The sequence below is a fragment of the Pseudoxanthomonas sp. CCNWLW251 genome (assembly GCF_037402255.1).
GTDB lineage: Bacteria > Pseudomonadota > Gammaproteobacteria > Xanthomonadales > Xanthomonadaceae > Pseudoxanthomonas_A.
The window spans coordinates 293,132-312,885 of the sequence record NZ_JBBEGA010000002.1; the positions used below are offsets into that span (position 1 = coordinate 293,132).

Consider the following 19,754-nt stretch of genomic DNA (forward strand, 5'->3'; position numbering starts at 1 on the left):
GCTCCTACAAGGGATCCGCGCCCCGCCCTACTCCGCCGCCGCTTCCAGCGCCTGCGACAGCCGCTCCACCGCCACCACCTCCAGTCCCTTGAACGCGCCCGATTTCGGTGCGTTGCCTTTGGGCACGATGGCGCGCTTGAAGCCGTGCGTGGCCGCTTCGCGCAGGCGCTCCTCGCCGTTGGGCACAGGGCGGATCTCGCCGGACAGGCCCACTTCGCCGAAGGCCACGGTCTTCTCCGCCAGGGGGCGGTCGCGCAGGGATGACAGCACCGCCAGCAGCACGGGCAGGTCGGCGGCGGTTTCCTGCACGCGGATGCCGCCGACGACATTCACGAACACGTCCTGGTCGCCCACCACCACGCCGCCGTGCCGGTGCAGCACGGCCAGCAGCATGGCCAGGCGGTTCTGTTCCAGGCCCACGGCCACACGGCGCGGGTTGGACAGTGGCGAGCTGTCGACCAGCGCCTGCACTTCCACCATCAGCGGGCGCGTGCCTTCGCGGGTAACCAGCACGCAGCTGCCGGGTTGCTGGGTGCTGCCGCCGGACAGGAAGATCGCCGACGGGTTGGGCACTTCCTTCAGGCCCTTCTCGCCCATGGCGAACACGCCCAGTTCGTTGACCGCGCCGAAGCGGTTCTTGAAGGCACGCAGCACGCGGAACCGGCTGCCGCTCTCACCTTCGAAATACAGCACGGCGTCCACCATGTGCTCCAGCACGCGCGGGCCGGCAATGCCGCCTTCCTTGGTCACGTGGCCGACCAGGAACACGGCGGTGCCGGTCTCCTTGGCGTAGCGCACCAGCCGTGCCGCACTCTCGCGCACCTGGCTGACCGAGCCGGGGGCGGCGGTCAGGGATTCGGTCCACAGGGTCTGCACGGAATCGGCCACGATCAGCTTCGGCCGTGCCACCGAGGCGTGCTGCAGGATGTTCTCGATGCCGGTTTCGGCCAGGGCCTGCAGGTTGTCCAGCGGCAGGTCCAGGCGCACGGCGCGGCCGGCGACCTGGGCCAGCGACTCCTCGCCGGTGACATACAGCGCCGGCAGGCTGGCCGACATCTTCGCCACGGCCTGCAGCAGCAGCGTGGACTTGCCGATGCCCGGGTCGCCGCCCACCAGCACCACCGCACCCTCCACCAGGCCGCCGCCCAGCACGCGGTCGAACTCGCCGATGCCGGTGGTCACGCGCGCTTCTTCGCTGTGGCGCACGTCCTTCAGCGCGGTGACCTTCGGCGCCTCGGCCTTGCCGGCCCAGCCGGAGCGACGGGCGGCGGCGGGCGCGCTGGCGGCGCTTTCCAGCACGATCTCGCTGAGGGAATTCCACGCCCCGCAGTCGGCGCACTGGCCCTGCCATTTGCTGTGGTCGGCGCCGCATTCGGTGCAGACGTAGGCGGTACGGGACTTGGCGGAGGTCTTGGCCACGGGAAACCTGTCGTGAAGGCGAACGGCTACTGTATCGGGCCGCCGTCTCCGGGGGCGAGACCCGGAAAAACAAAACCCCGCCGAAGCGGGGCTTTGTCACGACTGGTGCCGGAAATAGGAATCGAACCTACGACCTACGCATTACGAATGCGCCGCTCTACCAACTGAGCTATTCCGGCGGAGCCGCGAATTTTAGGGGTTGGGGTGGGGGTGGGTCAATGCGGGGGTGTTGGGATCGGGTGGTAAGCCGTTGGGAAGCCGGGGGGACCTGCGGTGGTCACTGGAAATCACATGCCCTCACGACCTCCGTCGTTCCGGCATGTGGGGGTTCGCAAGCTCACTCTCAACTTATGACACCGTGTTTGCATTCCTAGTCAATAATCAGGAGCCGGCTGTCCCTTCGCGACCCGCCACGCAGTCAACTAACGGAAAGAATCCGAACATCGAATCCATCCTCTAAGAGTAGTGCTCGAAGCCAATGACTTCGGGGCATCTCTTGTAATCGCGCATGTCAGCTTCCTGCATCATAGATCGTGGACCCAGCGCCTGAACAGACTAGTGGACTGCAGAATGAAAACAACTCATGTCAGCAAAGCCCTCACCTCTTCATCGACATTCTTACTCTTAAGAATGTGAGACCTAACATCAGCCGCCATGATCTGATCAGGATCCAGGAAAGACAGTGCAGCCAACTTCACAAGCACATCTTTACTTGGATCCTGCTTTAGCCACCAATGAAAAACCCCATTTCTATCATGCTCGGAAGCCCTCTCGTTTCCCGGCTCATATAGCTCAACTAGCTTGGCCAATAGATGGTCTGGCATCAGGCCGTAGTGAAGCCACTGTGCAGGAAACTGCATCACCTTGAAATACTCATTCTTGTCCATCGGATTCATCCAAATGCTTAGGGATTAATATCCTCTAGTATCTCCAAACATGCTATTGGATCCGAGCGACACGCATTGGTAATCGAGTCGGCGCCGACCAATGGAGCCGACATCGCCCTCACCAAGAACTTTCCATGCTTAAAAACCAAACGCTGCCTGGTTCGAATTAGATCTTTCTGCGCGCTCGTTAAGGACTGGCACATTTTTTTCTGCTCTCTAGTCATATCTCTAGCATCCTTAGCGCTTAGAGGCTCGAACTTCTCGGTGTCTACCCTAGGACCATCATTACCTCCTAGATGAACATGAGGAGGATCATGCTCGGCCCGATAAGTCGTCGCTTCAGGTCCAGGATTGCCATGAATGGTGACCGAGACTCCCGGAATCTTCAGATCTATCAAACCCAAGGGGTCGATGTATCCAAGCGGATTCCCTCGCACGTACGTGTAGGTATTAATTCCGCCAGCCAAGCCAATCGGATCCGACTGCAGATATCTACCCACCCGGCTATCGTAATCACGGAACCCGTTGTACCAAAACCCCGTTTCCGCATCGAAGTACTGCCCTGGAAATCCGAGATTCAGGGCACCCAGGTTATTGAACACCACTGCTCGATCAAACGCGTAGTTGGCCGCCGCCCAACGCATGGTGTTACTGCTATCGGTCACGACCTCTGGGCGCCCCAAGTGATCGTTGTGGAGAAAGAACAACTGGTTGTTGCGCACCATGGCGATGGGTTCATTGCCCAGCCACAGGTAGCTGCTCCATACGCCATCCGTATACTCGGTCAGCAGCGTATTCTGAGCTGCATACACGAATCGACTGCTCCCCGACGGCCCACTTTTGCCGATGCGCTGGTCCAGCGCATTGAACTGATATGTCGTGGTACCTGCGGCATAACTCTGGTACGCCCGATTTCCTCCACTGAAGTAGCCGACAGCAGCACTGCGTGACGCAGTAATCAGCCGATTGAAACCGTCGTAACCGTAAGTGGTCGTTGAACCTCCCCACGACTGACTGGATCGGTTACCTCTACCGTCATACGCGTAGACAATGTCCTCGCTTGCCAGTCGATTGCTGGACGCATCAACCTGATAGGTCGTATTCGCGGTCGCACTTAGCCCCGGCACCCACCAGCTGTGGAACGAGCGATTGCCGTTGGCGTCATAGGAAAAGCTCTGATTTCCAGCAGGCGCGGTAACGCCCGTCAGCCGAGACAGTGCATCGTAAGCAAAGGCTTCGTTGTACTCCGGCCTTGACCAGTTCTGGATCGAAGTGATCTCGTCGTTGACGTTGTAAGTCTGCGTATGACCCACCCACCCATGGTCATGTGTGATGGTCATTCTGCCATCAAGGTCGTAGCTTCTTTCCTTGATGACGCCGTTGCCGTACGTAAACTGGCCGATGGGACCGGAAGGCTGATACTGCATTCCTGTCGCAATGTTATGGGTCACGCCATTGATGACGGCCTGCATGACGGTCAGCCTGCCTTGACTGTATCCGTACCCCACCGAAACCCCGCTCGGGTAGGTCATGCCCGCCAGCCGGCCAACCGCATCATACGTGTAATGCGTCCACTCATCGCTTGTCGGCGTCCAATCGCGCGTTACGGTGATCTTGCCGTCTTCGCTGTAGCCATAGTGCCGTGTCCCGCCGCTATGGTCGGCATTGCACAGTCGACCTTTCCCGTTGCTACACCAGTCGTACCCGAACCCCCTTCCCTCTGTCGGGGTTCCATACCAGGTGAGTCGACCCAACGTATCGTAGTTGTAAGTAAGGGTACTGCCATCATTTCGCACTTGGTGCGTCATCTGGCCGAAAGCGTTGTACTGATAGGTCGTCGTGCCGGTATCCGGACTGGTCAGCGACCACAATTGACCGAATCCATCATACAGATACGTCGTAATGTTTCCCTTGGGGTCCTTGACCCATACGAGCCGATCGCCCAGGTCGTACTTGAACTCCGATACGCCTCCGGCGGCATCAATCTGCTTGGTCAGGCGACCGAGCTTGTCGTACTCCATGCGTGTCTCGCGTCCTAGCGAGTCGATACTGAGAAGCAGGCGATCATCCCTGTCGTACCCATAATCCTGGCGCTGCCCGTTATTGCCTCGGCGAGCAATGACACGGCCAAGCTCGTCGTAATCGGTGTACGCACGGTACGAAACGCCGGGAGGCAGTGCCTGGAGTGCCTGCGCAGAAGAAAGGGTAACGCCCGCCATCCCGCTTTTCCGCGCAAGTGGACCAAACTGCGGTATGCAATCCGGAACCGCTGGAGGACAAGGATCTGTTGGCGGATTGGAGGCGTAGACGACGTCAAGTGTCGTGCTTGGCGTCATGGGACCGAAGGCGACCCCGGCATGGGTCATCTGCCACTGAGACGTATAAGTGCCATATCCGGGCGCTGTGCCTTGGATGCTGAAGGTTGCGGTCTGCCCCGGGAGTACGGTACCGGGCACACCAACCACGCTGATGCCGAAGGCACTGCTGAAATTCTGGCTTGTGGAAACGAGTTTATAACCATCAGCCGTCGACCATGCAGTCGTGCCGGTGTTCTTCAACTGGATATTGATGGTATAGGACTGACCTACATAAAGGGGAGAGATCGTCTGTCCGATGTACTGGACGCCTGCAACAGGATCGACAGGTGCGTTCGTCAGACGCTCGGCTTCAACAAGCGTTGGCAGCGACGCGTTGTTGTAGATATACCGCATCTGTTGGTAGGCGCCGCCTGGTGTTGCCTCATGCGTCGACAGCAAGCGCCCGGCCGTGTCATATCGCATGTGACGTGCATGTGCATCAGGCGTCGTCACAAGGACGAGACGCCCCATCCCGTCATAGGCGTACGTCGTCGTGTGGATAGCACCGCCTACGATGCGCTTCTGAGCCGTGATCCTTCCCCGCGCATCATAGACATACTCGGTAACATCGCCATTGATGCCGGTGATCCGCCCGGGCTGACCGAGTTCGTTGTAGTTGTCATACACCACATTGCCGAGCGCCGACCCCACGCCGACGAGATCACCTTTCGTGCTGTAGCTATAGGTAACAGCATCGGCATTTCCATACAGCGGCCCGTCAACGGTCATGGTGGCAACCATGCCACTGGCATGCTCGGTATAAGTGTAGTAGGTGATCCTGGTTTGATTCAGGCTGGCCGGCACGGCGCTGGACAGGTTCCTGACCGTCGTCGTTTCCAGTCGCTTGCGCGCGTTGTAGCCATAAGTGATCTGGTACAACTCTTGCGTACCGGCCTGGTTATGCACCGTCTCCCTCAAGAGCCGGTTCTCAGCAGGATCCCATACGTAGCTGGTTGCCCGGGCCTCAGGGGTCCCGGCGGCGACGATTTTCTTGAGTAACTGACCTTTGGCATTGTAATCGTAGTCGGTTACACCACCCTCGTTATCGTAGACCTTGTCCTTGTAGCCATTGGCATCGTAGGTGATGCTTCTGGCGCTCGATGGACAGTTGTTCGAAACGTGGCCCATGACCGTCGTCAGCTTCCGGTCGAAGAACGCCTGCGTCGATTGCTTGCCGAGCGGGTTCGTATGCAAGACCGACATCGTCTGCTTGCCGTTCTGGAATCCACTTGTATACGCAAAGGTGTGGCGATCAACGCCACCTGCATGCTCACTGAGAGTGGCACGGCGTTCCGCGTCATACGCGAAGGTGGAGTAGCGAACGTCGTTGTACGACTTGCCTGTGAGCGCGAAGAATTCAGGCTTCTCGTAATGATAGGTAATGACTGTCGAAGGGGTGCCCGGCAGCGTCACCGTGGCCAGAAGATGCAAGCCATCGTAGACCTTCTGATGGCTGTAGGTGTATCGATACGCGTTGCCCGCCGGATCATTGATCTGCCTGAGCTCATCGCCCGTCCACAGGAACTGTATGAATCGCGTGGAGGTATGGGTAACGCGCTGGAGCTGCGTTCCCTGCATCCCTCCATACGTAAACGTCCACCCTATTCCTTGTTCATCCTTGACCTCCAACGGAAGCCCACCCACTCTGTAGCGCTCTAGAGTTCCTGTTTCCCCATACAGCATCCAGGTCCCATTGGCCTGCCGTACGATCCTGGAAACCGGACTCGCCTTTTCTTCGTAATAGATGCCGTCAGCTGCCTTGATGTAACGAATCTTCCGCCCATCTGGTCGATGCGCCCAGATCGTCGAGTAGGTGTGGCCCACCTGGCACTCCGCACTGCTTGGGACGGGATAGCAGTGACTCAGACCGTAGCTGCTGCCAAAGCTGAGCTTGTAGTCGAAGTTGGTCTGCCAGTGATAGCCGAAGAGGCCGATTCCATCCCAGTGCTGGTTCCAGGTGCGTTCAAGCCTGAGTCCGGATCCCGCAAAATCGACCTCATGCTCGATCTTGTTGCCGGAGGACATGACCACGGGATTACCCGCTTTGGGCTGCTCCTCTTTGCAGTCCGGTGGGGCGCTCGAGTCATTGTCGGACCCATTCTCCATCTGCCCCATGTTCCCGCTGAACTCGCTGCCATTGACGATGCCGCCGGCGGTGCCAAGGGACTCTATTCCCGACCTGTAGACAGTTTGCGGGTTAGGTCGGAAACCATGGACCTGCACTGTCGAAAGATTGGTCGTACCCGCTCCGTTGGGCAGCCTAGGGATGAGGGTATCGTCAACTTGTGCCATCACTGAAGGTGCCAGCGATGCCGACAAGCCAACGAGCGCAGCGCTAGACAATACGAAGTTTCGTATAGCCGCAGAACATCGGAAAGGATTTGAAACGAATCCCTGCTCTTCCCCAGCCCAACGCATACGACCAGCTTCCATCTACTCCGCTCCATTCCAGCCCCTTGCAGGCCAGAGTCCTTGCGTCCACCACCCCGGTGGGACACCCCATGCCGGAAAAACTACTACCCGGCAATGCACCTTGGGAAGCCGTGAATGCACGTAAGCGTATTTACGTCCAGTACCACTCACACCGCAGGCCCGATCTGCCTGTACGGAGTGCGTCGGACACACTCTGCATCCGTATGGTGGGGGCTTGGTGCAGCGCCCTGTCCAGCGCATACGGGGGACGCCCCCGCGTCGCGTCGCGTCCCAATGTGAGGCATGATGAGCCCAGGGAATGGCGCCGCCTTCGACGGGGCCCATGGCTGGCGCAGCGCCGGCACACATGCAGCATCACCTTGTCGGCAAGGAGGCGTCAGCTCATGGGACAGACTCACGGAACCTCAACGGCGCGCGTCGCGCTACTGCGGGGTTGGCTCACCTGCCTGGCATGCCTGTTGTGGAGCTCCGCGCACGCCGAACCCACCATCACCACCATCGCCGGCGGCGGCAACCCGATATCGGGCAACGGTGACGGTGGACTGGCGACGCAGGCCCGGCTGCAAGAGCCCGTCGCCGTTGCGGTGGACCGTTCCGGCAATGTCTTCGTCGCCGAACGCTATGGGTTCACGGTGCGCAGGATCGGCACAAACGGCATCATCACCACGGTGGCCGGTAACGGTCAGCAGATGTACGACGGCGATGGAAAGCCAGCGACCTCGGCCGCCATCGATGTGCGTGGCATCGCGGTCGATGCAGCGGGCAACCTTTACATCGCCGACGGCGGGAACGGTCGGATCCGCAAAGTGGCACCCAACGGCGTCATCAGCACCCTCGCCTCCGCAGGCCTGTCGTTCCCCACGCGCCTGGCGGTAAGTCCATCCGGGCAGGTCCATGTGATTGACCAGTTGCGGATCTGGAAAGTGAACCCGTCGGGCAGCCTTCAACTGGTGGCGGGCATCGGCGAGTACGGTTCGACGGGTGATGGCGGACCCGCCATCGCGGCCCGCCTCGGCAACCCGGAGGCGCTGGCCTTCGATCGCAGCGGCCGGCTTTACATCGTCGACAACAACGACAGGATCCGACGCATCGCGCTCGACGGGACTATCTCGACGATCGCCGGCAATGGCCCCTTCCGGGTCGACCCGGTGGCGCGGAACTCCCGCATCCACTCACCCACGGGCATTGCCGTGGATGCTCGCGGCAATGCCTATGTCGCACTGCGAAACAACCTGGTGCGCACCATCAACCCCGACGGCATCATCGACGATGCGGTGGTCAGACTGAACGACTCAGGCGGGATAGTGATAGGCGCGCCTTTCGGTTTCCAGGGCGACGGCGGTCCCGCGCTCGACGCGCTGCTGCACGAACCGGAAGCGCTCGCCATCGATGAACAGGACCACCTGTACATCGCCGACACCAGAAATGGACGCATCCGCAAGGTCACGCCGATACCGACGGCCCGCACACCGCTCGGCCTGGACGCATTCGCGCCGCAGAAGATCTACGGCATCGGCAGTTACGTCAGGCACGTGGCGATCGGCGACATCACCGGCGATGGTCGGCAGGACGCTCTGCTGACGACCTCGAGCTGGTCGGGGCCGTACGCGGAGCCGGCCAAGGACTTCCACGTGTGGCTGTTCGTGCAGAAGCCGGATGGCACGCTGGCGGCACCGCTGGGTTATCCCTTTCCGGGCGACGCAATTGGTGGACGCACGGGCAGCGGACTGGACACGGGCGACTTCAATGGTGATGGATTCGAGGACGTGGTGGTCGGCACGCTCACCGGCATCACGGTGTTCCTGGGCTCACCCTCGGGCCTGGGGTCCGGCCTCGGCTACGCCTCCCAAACGCCGGGCGCACAGGCGGCCCACGGCCTCACGGTGCTCGATGTGGATCGGGATGGCCGCCTCGATGTCGTGACACTCAGCGGCGGCAGGAGCGAGGGCGGCACCAGTCACACCGACCAGGTCGGCCTGCTGGTCTACTACGGCAACGGCAGCGGCGCCTTCCCACGACAGGACTTCCGCGTGCGCCCTGCGGGTGCGAGCTGGGGCGCGCTGCGTGCCGCCGATATCAACAACGACGGGTTGCTCGACCTCACCAGCTCCTGGACCGACATCATCGCCGGTTATTACCGCGGCGGCTTTGAAGTGACACTGCACCAGGGTGCATCCGGCTTCGGGGCGGTGCGGCGCTGGCATCCCGCCGAATCCCTCTCTTGGGGCCCGGGCTATGCGTTCGGCGACTTTGATGGCGATGGCCGGAAGGATGCGATCGTGTCGTACACGGCCAACACGCCGTCCGCAAGGTATGCGCACTTCAGGCAGGAGCAGGACGGCAACTTCGTCGAGATCGGCGCCTGGCCTGCCTTCGATGTGCCAAACGAACTGATCAGCGCCGATATGAACAATGACGGACGCGATGATCTGCTGGTCATCCACGGCGGGTGGAGTTCCATTGGCTACATGCAGCAGAAGCCGATGGGCGGGCTGGATGTCGAGATCAAGTACGAAGTCGAGCAATCTTCCCACCCGCAGATGCCTGCGCTGGTGGTGGGCGACCTCAATGGCGATGGATGCCGCGACGTTGCGATGGCTGATCGCAACTATGGGTTGATCGTCCTGGAAGGACGCAACTGCATGATTCGCCAGAACGGCTCGCAACCGCTGGTTCCCGGTTGGGGGTCGCTCGCCATCCACGGCGCGATCACGCAGGGTCAGGCGAACCCGGGCGAAGGCAGTTCTTCGCGACCCGTTATCACCGAAGGACCCATCCCACATTCGAGGGCTGGCGCCACCGTGCGCGGGAGCAGCGATGCCAGCCGTGCGTGGCATGCGCGCAGGGTGATCGTATGGTTGATGCTATTGGGTGCACTGGGCATCTTCAGCGGCGCAGCATGGTTCTTGCTCACGCGGACGTCATGGCTGCGTCGTTGAGCGTCGCGTTGCGTCTGCGGTGTCTCCACTGACGGCGGTCCGGCGATCCGATCCGCGGGGTAACCGATGTTCCCGGGCCCGCATGCGGCTCAACTGACCAGGAGCAGCGCCGCGCTGTGGGTAACGCGCCCCCTCTGGTACTGCGATTCGCCGCCCCGTTCGATGACACCGGCGACGCCACGGTCACGCTGGCGCTGGGCGCCGTGGCTTCGCTGTTCCGCCGAGGTGGCCAGCCACCACCTCGCGACCGGTACGACAGCGGTGTGTCTAATGGCGGCGTGCGACGTGGGAGGACAGGCAAGGCATCAGCTCATCCCCCCTCCTCCCTCACCCTCCTGCCCCAACGCCTCACGCAATCGTGCGTTCTCCTCCACCACACGCCCATAAGCACGGAACAACGACCACGTTCCCCACACGCCCAGCACCAGGGCGTGGGCGAACGGGATGGCGGCCAGTGCCATCAGCGAGGCCAATGCGGTTGCGTCGAGGGTGCGTACGTAGGGGATGGCCATCAGCCCCTGGTTGATGAGGGCGGTCGCGGTGGAGATGGTCAGCAGTCCGAAGCTGACGTGGCGGAAGCGGCGCCATGCGCGCCACTGCAACACCAGCGCGACGATGCTGTACAACCAGTCCGGCCACGATGAAGACCCAGCTGAGGATCATGTAGACGGGCATGCAGGCTCCTGGCGTGAGTGCGGTGACGGGGTTTTATCACGTGGATGTGCGCTTGCTCGACCGCACATGAAAAGGCCCCGCGGTGCGGGGCCTTCTGTTTTCCGGGCGGGCTGTGTGTCAGCCGTTGCTGCCGCTCGAGCCGACGGGTTCGTCGGGCGAGGCGGTGCGGTTCCTGCGGACGAAGCGCTGCGAGAGTTCGCGGCGGGCTTCGTCCACGCCCTTGTCCTTGCCGGCCACCTTGATGACGCCGTAGACCTCCAGCGAGGCAGCCATCAGGTCGCTGCCGAGGGCGAGTTCGGTGTCGGATACGCGTTGCATGAGATGGGCGAGCCGCGCCGCGCGCGGGCGCAGCGCTTCGAGGGCGGCATGGTCTTGGCGAAAGGCGTCGTAGTTGAAGTCACGCGGCATCAGGCCGGCATGTTGTTCGGCGACGGCCAGGGCGCTGGTGCAGAAGGCGCGCGATTTGTTGCCCATCTTCACCAGGTCGGAGCGCTCTTCGACGGTGAGGGCGATCAGGAGGTCGAGGTCGGTTTCGAGGGCGGTCAACGCGCTGTCGATACGTTCCAGGCGCTCGGCCTCGAACGTCATGCTGATGCGGTTCTGCGTCATGTGCTTGCGTCCTTTCGGGTTGTACCGGCCGGGTCCGGCCGGCACAGGCAGCCTACCGCTGCGCACCCGCGTTGCGATGCGCGGCAGCGCTAATGGAGTAGTTCTCACACTCCGCAGGACGATTTGGCGAAAAAGCGTGGCGCGATACCGAAAAAGATCCAGCGTTGGACGAAAAAGAGGGAACGCTGGATGTTTGTGTGAGAAGAAACACCGGAAAAGGGGGAACGTTGGACCTTAGTGAGAGAAGAGAGACCGGAAAAGATCCAACGTTGGATCTTTGTGTGAGAAGAAACACCAAAAAAGACGGAACGTTGACCGTTAGTGAGAGAAGAAAGACCGAAAAAGGGTCAACGATGGGGGTTCTTGTGAGAAGAGAGACGGGGATGCTACGACTGCGGCCTCACCCCGGGCGTGATGTGGCGGGAAAAAGCGCTTGGGGGCTCGCTTGAGCTCGGGAAGATCAAGGATGGGCTGAAGCAAGAGCGCCCCTCATCCGCCTTCGGCACCTTCTCCCCGTTTCACGGGGAGAAGGAAAAGCGGGTCTTGCGCGCGAATGGTTCGGGATTGCCTCAATCCCTCAACTTCAACGCCGGCTGCTCATCAATCGTCCCATCCTCGTTGACCACCACGTAGCGATCACCCTCGCGGTTGAACAGTATGGGGATGGGGATCTTGAAGAGGGGGCGGCGGATGAACTTCAGGCGCCAGTGGAAGGTTTCCATCGTGTGGATGGTGGCCTGCTGCTGCGGGGTGAGGCCGGCCAGCAGCGTGGCGTCGTCCATCTTCGGCGCGCCCTTGCGGCGCTCCGGCGTGCGGGGAGACGTGCCCGGGGTGTCCGGGTCGGGGGTGTCGCGGGGGCGATGGGGATCCGTCATCCGGTGGGGGGCTCCTGATGGCGTGGAACGGGAATGCGCATGCCGCTGTGGCGGCCGCTTTACCTTCTATCGGCCGGGCTCAAGGGAACGTGAGGACCGCGTTGTGTCGCGGAGAGAGCGTTCAGGGAAGGGGGTTGGCTGGCGCGGGAAAGTCTCGCTTGCCCCTCATCCGCCCTTCGGGCACCCACCCCGGCCGGGCGAAGCACGCCCGGCGTTCCGACGATCGCGCGGCATGCCGCGCAAGCAGATCGTCTTCACCCCGCCCGCGGGGAGAAGGATATGCAGCCGTCAGGCGCGCAGGACGAGCGTGGGGGTTTCGTTGAGGGTGCCGTCTTCTTCGATCACCACGTGACGCGTTGCGTCACGATCGAACAATACCGGGATGGGCGCGCAGAACAGCGGGCGGCGCACGAAGGCCAGGCGCCACTGGAAGATTTCCAGCGCTTCCAGCGTCATCAACTGCGCGGGCGTGAGGCCGGCGCGCAGGTCGGCGGCATCCTGCGCCGCGGTGGATTTGCGGCGCTCGGGCGCGCGCGGGGCCGCCGCCTTGGGGGCGGAGGCCTGCCAGGGGCCATTGATGACGGAGGCGTGGGCAGCAGTGCGATGCATGGGGGTGGGGGCTCCAACAATTGCGGGTGACATCTGTTGCTACTAACGGCCACGGGCGGCCGCTATTTAGGGTGATGACCGCGATGCAAGCCGTGTGCCGGAATGCGGGGCGCGCAAGAAAAAAGCCCCGCGTGGGCGGGGCTTTCCTGGTGAGGTGATGGATCGCGCTTGCCCCTCATCCGCCTTCGGCACCTTCTCCCCGCTTGCGGGGAGAAGGAGAAGCATGCGCCCCGCTTGCGGAGAGAAGGAGAAGCATGCGCCCCGCTTGCGGGGAGAAGGAAAGGCAGGCTCCCGCCTCGCGGGGAGAAGGAAAAGCGTGCCCCCGCCTTGCGGGGAGAATCCCTCAGGCGAACGGGTCCTGCAGCACCATGGTGTGGTCGCGGTCGGGGCCGGTGCTGACGATGGCGAGCGGGCAGCCGGACAGTTCTTCCAGTGCGCGCAGGTAGGCACGCGCGGCCGGCGGCAGCTTGTCCCACTCGGTGACGCCATGGGTGTTCTCGTCCCAGCCCGGGAATTCCAGGTACACCGGCGTGCACTCTTCCCAACCGCCCGCATCCAGCGGCGCGTACTCGGTACGCTTGCCGCGGTATTCGTACGCGATGCAGATCTTCAGCGTCTTCATGCCGTCCAGCACGTCCAGCTTGGTGATGCACAGGCCGGAGATGCCATTGATGGCCACGGCGCGCTTCAGCGCGACGATGTCCATCCAGCCGCAGCGGCGCGGACGGCCGGTGGAGGCGCCGTATTCCTGGCCACGGTCGCGGATGCCCTGCCCCACTTCGTCGTCCAGCTCGGTCGGGAACGGACCGCCGCCCACGCGCGTGGCGTAGGCCTTGCAGATGCCCAGCACATAGTCGATCGCGTCCGCACCCACGCCGGTGCCCGCGAACGCGCCGCCGACGGTGGTGTTGGAACTGGTGACGTAGGGATAGGTGCCGTGGTCGATGTCGAGCAGCGCGCCCTGCGCGCCTTCGAACAGCACGCGCTTACCCTGCTTGCGCAGGTCGTGCAGGATGCCGGCCACGTCGGACTTCATCGGCTGCACGTATTCGCCGAAGGCGAGCGCTTCGTCGTAGGTCTTCTGGAAGTCGACCGCGTCCACGCCCAGGTACTTGGTCAGCACGAAGTTGTGGTAGTCCAGCGCGGTGCGCAGCAGTTCTTCCAGCTGCTTGGGGTAATGCAGGTCGGCCACGCGGATGCCGCGACGCGCCACCTTGTCTTCGTACGCCGGACCGATGCCGCGGCCGGTGGTGCCGATGGCCTTGCCGCCGGCTGCCTTCTCGCGCGCCTGATCGAGGGCGATGTGGTACGGCATGATCAGCGGCGTGGCCGGGGAGATCTTCAGGCGCGAACGCACTTCCACGCCGGCCGACTCCAGTTCGTCGATTTCCTTGATCAGCGCGGCCGGCGACAGCACCACGCCGTTGCCGATCAGGCACAGCGCGTCGGGGCGCAGGATGCCGGAGGGAATCAGGTGCAGGACGGTCTTCTTGCCCCCGATGACCAGCGTGTGGCCGGCATTGTGGCCGCCCTGGAAACGGACGACGGCTCCGATTTCCTCGGTGAGCAGATCGACGATCTTGCCCTTGCCTTCATCGCCCCACTGGGCGCCGAGAACGACGACTGACTGACCCATGACGGGTAACTCCTCGATTGTTGGCGGCCATCGGGGCCACCGGAAGGGTCGTGCTGGTCCAAGGCGCCGTTGCTGCCGGCAGGCTCCATCGGGGAGCCGCCCGCCACGCCGGGCCCAGACACGGAAAAAGCCGGCGGTCTTCCCACGCAGGGAGCCCGTCCGGCTTTTGTGCATTATCCGGGTTTAGGGGGACGGGGGCTACCCTGCCGGGGGGCCGTGCTGCGGGTTCAGGAATCGCGCCAAGAGCGGCCCCTCATCCGGCCTTCGGCCACCTTCTCCCCGCTTCGCAGGGAGAAGGGGAGGAGCGGGCGCTTGGCGTTTCCTTCTCCCCGCCTGCGGGGAGAAGGTGGCCGAAGGCCGGATGAGGGGCGCTTTCCGATCCGCCGACGCGGCACTTCCGGATATCGTCAAGGCCCGCCGTGGACCGATGCTGCCTCCCACAGGAGGCAACATCATGCGAAGGAAAACAGACCACGCGCGCCAGCGTCAGCTACGACGCGACCAGACCGAGGCGGAACGCGTGCTGTGGCAACCCCTGCGTGACCGGCGCCTGTCGGGGTGGAAGTTCCGCCGGCAGCATCGGATAGGTCCCTACTTTGCGGACTTCGCCTGCGTGGAGGGGCGCCTCATCGTGGAGCTGGATGGCAGCCAGCATTTGACCCAACAGCGTCACGACGACGCGCGCACGAGCTTCCTGGAAACGCAGGGGTTCCGGGTGCTGAGGTTCTGGAACGATGACGTATTGCGCGACACGGAAGCGGTACTGGCCACAATCGCCACCGCGCTCGCCCCTCATCCGCCTTCGGCACCTTCTCCCCGCAGGCGGGGAGAAGGAAAGAGCGATGCCGTAACGGCTCCCTTCCACTGCGAAACCAGTAGAAGGAAGGAGCGAAGCCGTGATTGCTCCCTTCTCCCTGCGAAGCGGGGAGAAGGAAAGAGCTAAACCGTGACGGCCCGTTCCATTGCAAAACCAGCAGAAGGAAAGAGCGAAGCGATGATTGCCCCCTTCTCCCTGCGAAGCGGGGAGAAGGTGCCGAAGGCGGATGAGGGGCGCTTTCCGATCCGCTGACGCGAATGCCGCGTCGCAAGCGACTCCTCAGCGCTTCAACACCCACAAGAACGTCAGCCCGAAGATCAGGATGAAGCCGCCGACCGCGCGCACCTGGCCGTCGGACATCTGCAGCAGTTGCACCACGGCGCGCTTCCATCCCGCGGGAATGGCGAACAGCACCAGGCCTTCGAGGATGGCGACCAGGCACAGAGCGGACCAGAGTTCGGACATGGGGGAAGTCCCGGCGCCGCCGTGACGGCGGGGCGATGGAGAACAGGGCTGAAACGGCACCGGCCGCCCTGGGGCGGCCGGTGAAGGAGGCTCAGCGATCGCTGCGCATGTACTGGAGGAAGGGGTCGTCCTTGTCCAGCACGATCACGCCCTGCCCGTCCTTGAACGAGGCCCGGTAGGCCTCCAGGCTGCGCTGGAAGGCGTAGAACGCCGGGTCGCGGTTGGCGGCCACGCCGTAGAGGCGGGCCGCTTCGGCATCGCCTTCACCGCGCAGCTTCTGCGCATCGCGCTCGGCTTCGGCCAGCAACACCGCCACGTCGCGGTCGGCCTGCGCCCGCACGATCCGCGCCTGCTCGGCGCCCTGCGCGCGCAGGGCGCTGGCCACCTGGGAGCGTTCGGCGCGCATGCGGTTGTAGACCTGGTCGATGACTTCGCTGTCGGTCGGCAGATCGATCTGCTTGAAGCGGATGTCCACCACCTGCATGCCCAGGTTCTTGGCACCGGCATTGATCGCCGGCAGCTGCTTCTCGATCAGCTCGTTGCGGTTGCCCGACACCAGCTGGGTGAGCGTGCGCGAGTTGATCTCGTTGCGCAGCGATTCCTTGATGATGGGCGCCAGGCGCTCGGTGGCCAGGTCGGCCTGGCCGCCGGTGGCACGGTAGAAATCGGCCGCGTTGACGATGAAGCCGATGGCGATGAAGTCGACGCTGACGTCCTTGCGCTCGGAGGTCAGCGAGCGTTCCGGCGGGAACTCGTTGGCGGTGAAGCGGCGATCGAACACGCGCGCGGTTTCCACCAGCGGCAGCTTGAAGTGCAGGCCGGGGCCGATCTCGCTGCGCACCACGCGACCCAGGTTGAGCACCAGGCCCACCTGCCCTTCGCGCACCACGTAGACCGAGCCCATCAGGCCCAGCAGTACGGCCACGGCGATGCCGACGATCAATGAAGTCTTCATGGCTGCGCCTCCTCACGGCCGGCCGGGCGCGGTGAGCGCACCGCATTGCGGGAACTGGACGGGGTGCTTTCCACGGGCGGCATCATTTCGGTGGGAATCACGCCCGTGGGCAGCTGGCCGGCGGACGAGCCGGCGGCATTGCCCATGGGCACGTAGATCAGCTGGCGGCTGTCGCCGCCGATCACCTTGCGGTTGTCGGCGAGCACCTGCTGCACGGTATCCAGCCACAGCCGCTTGCGGGTGACCTCTGGCGCGTTGCGGTACTCGTCCAGCAACAGGCTGAAGCGGGTCGCGTCACCGGTGGCGCGGGCGATGGCGGCGGTCTTGTAGCCTTCGGCCTGGGTACGGATCTGCTGCGAATCGCCGCGCGCCTCGGGGACGATCTTGGCCGCATAGGCACGCGCCTGGCTGACCACGCGCTCGTTTTCCTGCTGTGCGCTGTTGACCTCGTCGAACGCCGGCTTGACGGCTTCCGGCGGGCGGGCGTCCTGCAGGCTCAGTTCGGTGACGACCAGGCCAGTGCGGTAGGCCTCCAGCGAGGCCTGAAGCGCCGTGCCGGCGGTGGCGGACAAGGGGCCGCGATTGTTGAGCGCCGCGTCCAGATCGGAACGGCCGATCACTTCACGTACGGCGCTCTGCGCGGTCTGCTCCAGCACGCGGGTGGCGTCGGTGGTGCCGAACAGGAACAGCTTGGGATCGCCCACGCGGTACTGCACGTTGAACGACACGGTGATGATGTTCTCGTCGCGGGTCAGCACCGGCAGGCTGTTGCTGAAGGTGCGCACGCCGGTGGCGTTGACCTTGGTGACGCTTTCGATGGGCCAGGGGAACTTGAAGTTCGGGCCGGGCTGCATGGTGCGGTTGTACTGGCCGAAGCGCAGTACCACGCCACGGTCCTGCTCGCCGATCAGCTGGAAGCTGGAGAACAGCACCAGGATGCCCACGCCCAGCAGCACCCAGCGCAGCGGATTGCCGCCGCCAGCGCCGCCGAACAGGCCGCGCAGGCGTTCGACCACGTCGCCGATGCCGCCGCCCTGCCGGTTGCGCGGCTTCCAGCTGTTGTTCCGGTTGCCGTTGTTGCCAGATCCGCCGCCGCCACTGCCAGGGGTGTTCCAGGCCATGCCCACTCCGTATTGAAAGATTCGCGCGGCCGGGGCCGGCGCAGGTTTCGATTCTACTAGATAGGGGCGACCGGGCCCGGAGGCAAGGCCGGGAGGTCATGCGCGCCCCGGATTCGGGCCTTTGTAGGAGCGACGTGAGTCGCGACCGGGACACGTCCCGGCCATGACGAATGATCCTGCCGATCCGGCCGTGCGGTCGCGACTGACGTCGCTCCTACAGAAAGCAGGCAATCCCTACTGCCACTCCTCCCGCTCCATCTTCGGCAGCAGCGCCTCCAGCGGATGCCCGCCGGCCTGCGAGGCCAGGCGCTGCGCGTCGGCCAGGGCCAGGTCGAGGGTGACGCGCCAGCCGTTCTCCTCGAAGTCCTCCGCGAGCACCGCGCCGAGTGCGTGCAGGCGCGAGCGCAGGCGCGCCGAGTTCGCCGGCAGGTGCAGTTCACCACGCACGCGCTGGAAGCCCAGCCGCTGCGCCAGCGCGCCGCGCAGCAGATCGATGCCCGCGCCATCGCGCGCCGACAGCCATACCCGCTCGCGGCCCATGCCGGCACTGGGGGCGTCGCCTTCGTCCACGCCGGGGTCTGGCTGGTCGTGGCGCGGTTCGGCGCCTTCGATGCGGTCGATCTTGTTGAACACCAGCATCTGCGGCAGGTCGCCGGCGCCGATTTCCTGCAGCACCTCGTCGACCTGCGCGATGCGCTCTTCGCGGTGCGGATCGGCGGCGTCGATGACGTGCAGCAGCAGGTCGGCTTCGCGCGCCTCGCTCAGGGTGGAGCGGAAGGCGGCGACCAGTTCATGCGGCAGGTCGCGCACGAAACCCACGGTATCGGCCAGCACCACCGCACCTCCGGGCAGGTCGATGCGGCGCACGGTGGGGTCCAGCGTGGCGAACAGCTGGTCGGCCGCGTAGGCCTCCGCGCCGGTCAGCATGTTGAACAGGGTGGACTTGCCGGCGTTGGTGTAGCCCACCAGCGCCACGCGCGGCAGTTCGCTGCGCACGCGGGCGCGGCGCATCTGGGTGCGCTGCACCTCGACTTTCTCCAGCCGCTTCTGCAACTGCTCGACCCGCTTCTGCAGCAGGCGGCGGTCGGTTTCCAGCTGGGTTTCGCCGGGGCCACGCAGGCCGATGGAACCGCCGCGCTGGCGCTCGAGGTGGGTCCAGCCACGCACCAGGCGCGTGGCCATGTGGCGCAGCTGTGCCAGTTCGACCTGCAGCTTGCCTTCATGGCTGCGCGCGCGCTGCGCGAAGATGTCCAGGATCAGCCCGGTGCGGTCCAGCACGCGTCGCTCGAGGAATTTTTCGAGGTTGCGTTCCTGGCCCGGAGACAGCGGGAAGTTGACCAGGATGAGATCGGCGCCGGTGGCATCGGCGGCGGCCTTCACTTCTTCCAGCTTGCCGCTGCCGATCAGCGTGGAGGGATTGGGGCGGTCGATGCGCGCGGTGAGCAGCGCGGCGATGGTGGCGCCGGCCGAGCGGGCCAGGTCGCTGAATTCCTCGGTGAGGCCGTCGTCGGGACGGCCGCCGGCATGCGGCTGGATCAGCAGCGCATGCTCGCCCTTGCGGGATCTTTCAAACAATGGGGTCGTGCCTCTTCACTGGAGGCACGCATTATCACGCGGTTTCGTCGTCGCCGCCTTCGGCGTCTTCGTCACCCTGCTGCACGTAGCCCCCGCCCGGTCCCACGCGCACGTTGCGCGCCGGCACCACGGTGGAAATGGCGTGCTTGTAGACCATCTGGCTGACCGTGTTGCGCAGCAGGACCACGAACTGGTCGAAGGATTCGATGGTGCCCTGCAGCTTGATGCCGTTGACCAGGTAGACCGACACCGGGACGCGCTCGCGCCGCAGTGCATTCAGGAAAGGATCCTGCAGGGATTGCCCCTTGGACATGACGTACTCCCGCCTTGCGTTCTTATAGTTAGGTATGTGGTGCCGTGCCGGGCCGACGAACAGCTCCCC

At 63.8% G+C, this 19,754-nt stretch carries 15 protein-coding genes, 1 tRNA gene and 1 pseudogene; 3 read left to right on the forward strand and 14 right to left on the reverse strand.

Translation table 11 applies throughout. The features are described 5' to 3' along the window. Positions 1–27 precede the first annotated feature (27 nt). The 4 genes from radA to WBN46_RS08310 form a co-directional block, all read right to left on the reverse strand. Entirely contained in the window at positions 28–1,419 is a 1,392-nt protein-coding gene (gene radA, locus WBN46_RS08295) for a DNA repair protein RadA (protein ID WP_337731119.1), read from the reverse strand. Positions 1,420–1,522: 103 nt separating this feature from the next. Then, a tRNA-Thr gene (locus tag WBN46_RS08300) sits at positions 1,523–1,598 on the reverse strand. A gap of 402 nt (positions 1,599–2,000) precedes the next feature. Beyond that, positions 2,001–2,315, reverse strand: coding sequence for a hypothetical protein (locus tag WBN46_RS08305; RefSeq protein ID WP_337731120.1), 315 nt, complete (start codon positions 2,313–2,315; stop codon positions 2,001–2,003). Between the two features lie 8 nt (positions 2,316–2,323). Beyond that, the gene (locus WBN46_RS08310; RefSeq protein WP_337731121.1) at positions 2,324–6,955 is read right to left on the reverse strand and encodes an RHS repeat-associated core domain-containing protein; all 4,632 of its coding nucleotides are present in this window, start codon (positions 6,953–6,955) and stop codon (positions 2,324–2,326) included. Positions 6,956–7,164: 209 nt separating this feature from the next. Between WBN46_RS08310 and WBN46_RS08315 the strand changes: the two genes are divergently transcribed. Next, complete coding sequence (locus WBN46_RS08315; protein ID WP_337731122.1) at positions 7,165–10,035, forward strand: FG-GAP-like repeat-containing protein; 2,871 nt, start codon at positions 7,165–7,167, stop codon at positions 10,033–10,035. 305 nt (positions 10,036–10,340) lie between these two features. Here WBN46_RS08315 and WBN46_RS08320 read toward each other — a convergent pair whose 3' ends face one another. The 5 genes from WBN46_RS08320 to WBN46_RS08340 form a co-directional block, all read right to left on the reverse strand. Further along, positions 10,341–10,661 (reverse strand): hypothetical protein, encoded by a 321-nt coding sequence (locus WBN46_RS08320; RefSeq protein ID WP_337731123.1) that lies wholly within the window; start codon positions 10,659–10,661, stop codon positions 10,341–10,343. Between the two features lie 166 nt (positions 10,662–10,827). After that, positions 10,828–11,319, reverse strand: coding sequence for a hypothetical protein (locus tag WBN46_RS08325; protein ID WP_337731124.1), 492 nt, complete (start codon positions 11,317–11,319; stop codon positions 10,828–10,830). Between the two features lie 569 nt (positions 11,320–11,888). After that, on the reverse strand, positions 11,889–12,194 hold the full coding sequence (locus tag WBN46_RS08330; protein WP_337731125.1) for a hypothetical protein: 306 nt from the start codon (positions 12,192–12,194) through the stop codon (positions 11,889–11,891). A 288-nt stretch (positions 12,195–12,482) separates the two neighbouring features. Next, positions 12,483–12,803, reverse strand: coding sequence for a hypothetical protein (locus tag WBN46_RS08335; protein WP_225590998.1), 321 nt, complete (start codon positions 12,801–12,803; stop codon positions 12,483–12,485). Positions 12,804–13,146: 343 nt separating this feature from the next. Further along, positions 13,147–14,439 (reverse strand): adenylosuccinate synthase, encoded by a 1,293-nt coding sequence (locus tag WBN46_RS08340; RefSeq protein ID WP_192201543.1) that lies wholly within the window; start codon positions 14,437–14,439, stop codon positions 13,147–13,149. A gap of 454 nt (positions 14,440–14,893) precedes the next feature. On the opposite strand from WBN46_RS08340, the pseudogene WBN46_RS08345 reads away from it, so the two are divergent. Together WBN46_RS08345 and WBN46_RS08350 are read left to right on the forward strand one after the other, a co-directional pair. Next, positions 14,894–15,214 (forward strand): annotated as a pseudogene (locus tag WBN46_RS08345) (DUF559 domain-containing protein); the annotation flags it as partial. A gap of 171 nt (positions 15,215–15,385) precedes the next feature. Continuing rightward, positions 15,386–15,508: a hypothetical protein gene (locus WBN46_RS08350; RefSeq protein WP_337731126.1), complete on the forward strand. Its 123-nt coding sequence runs from the start codon at positions 15,386–15,388 to the stop codon at positions 15,506–15,508. Positions 15,509–15,535: 27 nt separating this feature from the next. On the opposite strand, the gene WBN46_RS08355 is transcribed toward WBN46_RS08350, so the two are convergent. From WBN46_RS08355 to hfq, 5 genes are all read right to left on the reverse strand, one after another. After that, the gene (locus WBN46_RS08355) at positions 15,536–15,721 is read right to left on the reverse strand and encodes a DUF2065 family protein (RefSeq protein WP_192201544.1); all 186 of its coding nucleotides are present in this window, start codon (positions 15,719–15,721) and stop codon (positions 15,536–15,538) included. Positions 15,722–15,812: 91 nt separating this feature from the next. Beyond that, positions 15,813–16,676: a protease modulator HflC gene (gene hflC / locus WBN46_RS08360; protein ID WP_337731127.1), complete on the reverse strand. Its 864-nt coding sequence runs from the start codon at positions 16,674–16,676 to the stop codon at positions 15,813–15,815. Then, a complete protein-coding gene (gene hflK, locus WBN46_RS08365; protein WP_337731128.1) occupies positions 16,673–17,797 on the reverse strand; it encodes an FtsH protease activity modulator HflK in 1,125 nt (374 codons plus the stop codon). Before hflK ends, hflC begins: the two co-directional genes overlap by 4 nt. 234 nt (positions 17,798–18,031) lie before the next feature. Continuing rightward, positions 18,032–19,372, reverse strand: a complete 1,341-nt coding sequence (gene hflX, locus WBN46_RS08370; protein WP_337731129.1) for a ribosome rescue GTPase HflX — start codon at positions 19,370–19,372, stop codon at positions 18,032–18,034. A 34-nt stretch (positions 19,373–19,406) separates the two neighbouring features. Further along, a complete protein-coding gene (gene hfq, locus WBN46_RS08375) occupies positions 19,407–19,685 on the reverse strand; it encodes an RNA chaperone Hfq (protein ID WP_062355623.1) in 279 nt (92 codons plus the stop codon). Positions 19,686–19,754 lie beyond the last annotated feature (69 nt).

Excerpts from the sequence above, each read along its gene's own strand:
- hfq (WP_062355623.1), bottom strand. The coding sequence starts at position 19,685 with ATGTCCAAGGGGCAATCCCTGCAGGATCCTTTCCTGAATGCACTGCGG.
- WBN46_RS08330 (WP_337731125.1), bottom strand. The coding sequence starts at position 12,194 with ATGACGGATCCCCATCGCCCCCGCGACACCCCCGACCCGGACACCCCG.
- WBN46_RS08355 (WP_192201544.1), bottom strand. The coding sequence starts at position 15,721 with ATGTCCGAACTCTGGTCCGCTCTGTGCCTGGTCGCCATCCTCGAAGGC.
- hflC (WP_337731127.1), bottom strand. The coding sequence starts at position 16,676 with ATGAAGACTTCATTGATCGTCGGCATCGCCGTGGCCGTACTGCTGGGC.
- WBN46_RS08305 (WP_337731120.1), bottom strand. The coding sequence starts at position 2,315 with ATGAATCCGATGGACAAGAATGAGTATTTCAAGGTGATGCAGTTTCCT.
- WBN46_RS08340 (WP_192201543.1), bottom strand. The coding sequence starts at position 14,439 with ATGGGTCAGTCAGTCGTCGTTCTCGGCGCCCAGTGGGGCGATGAAGGC.
- WBN46_RS08335 (WP_225590998.1), bottom strand. The coding sequence starts at position 12,803 with ATGCATCGCACTGCTGCCCACGCCTCCGTCATCAATGGCCCCTGGCAG.
- WBN46_RS08315 (WP_337731122.1), top strand. The coding sequence starts at position 7,165 with ATGCCGGAAAAACTACTACCCGGCAATGCACCTTGGGAAGCCGTGAAT.
- WBN46_RS08325 (WP_337731124.1), bottom strand. The coding sequence starts at position 11,319 with ATGACGCAGAACCGCATCAGCATGACGTTCGAGGCCGAGCGCCTGGAA.
- WBN46_RS08310 (WP_337731121.1), bottom strand. The coding sequence starts at position 6,955 with ATGGCACAAGTTGACGATACCCTCATCCCTAGGCTGCCCAACGGAGCG.
- hflK (WP_337731128.1), bottom strand. The coding sequence starts at position 17,797 with ATGGCCTGGAACACCCCTGGCAGTGGCGGCGGCGGATCTGGCAACAAC.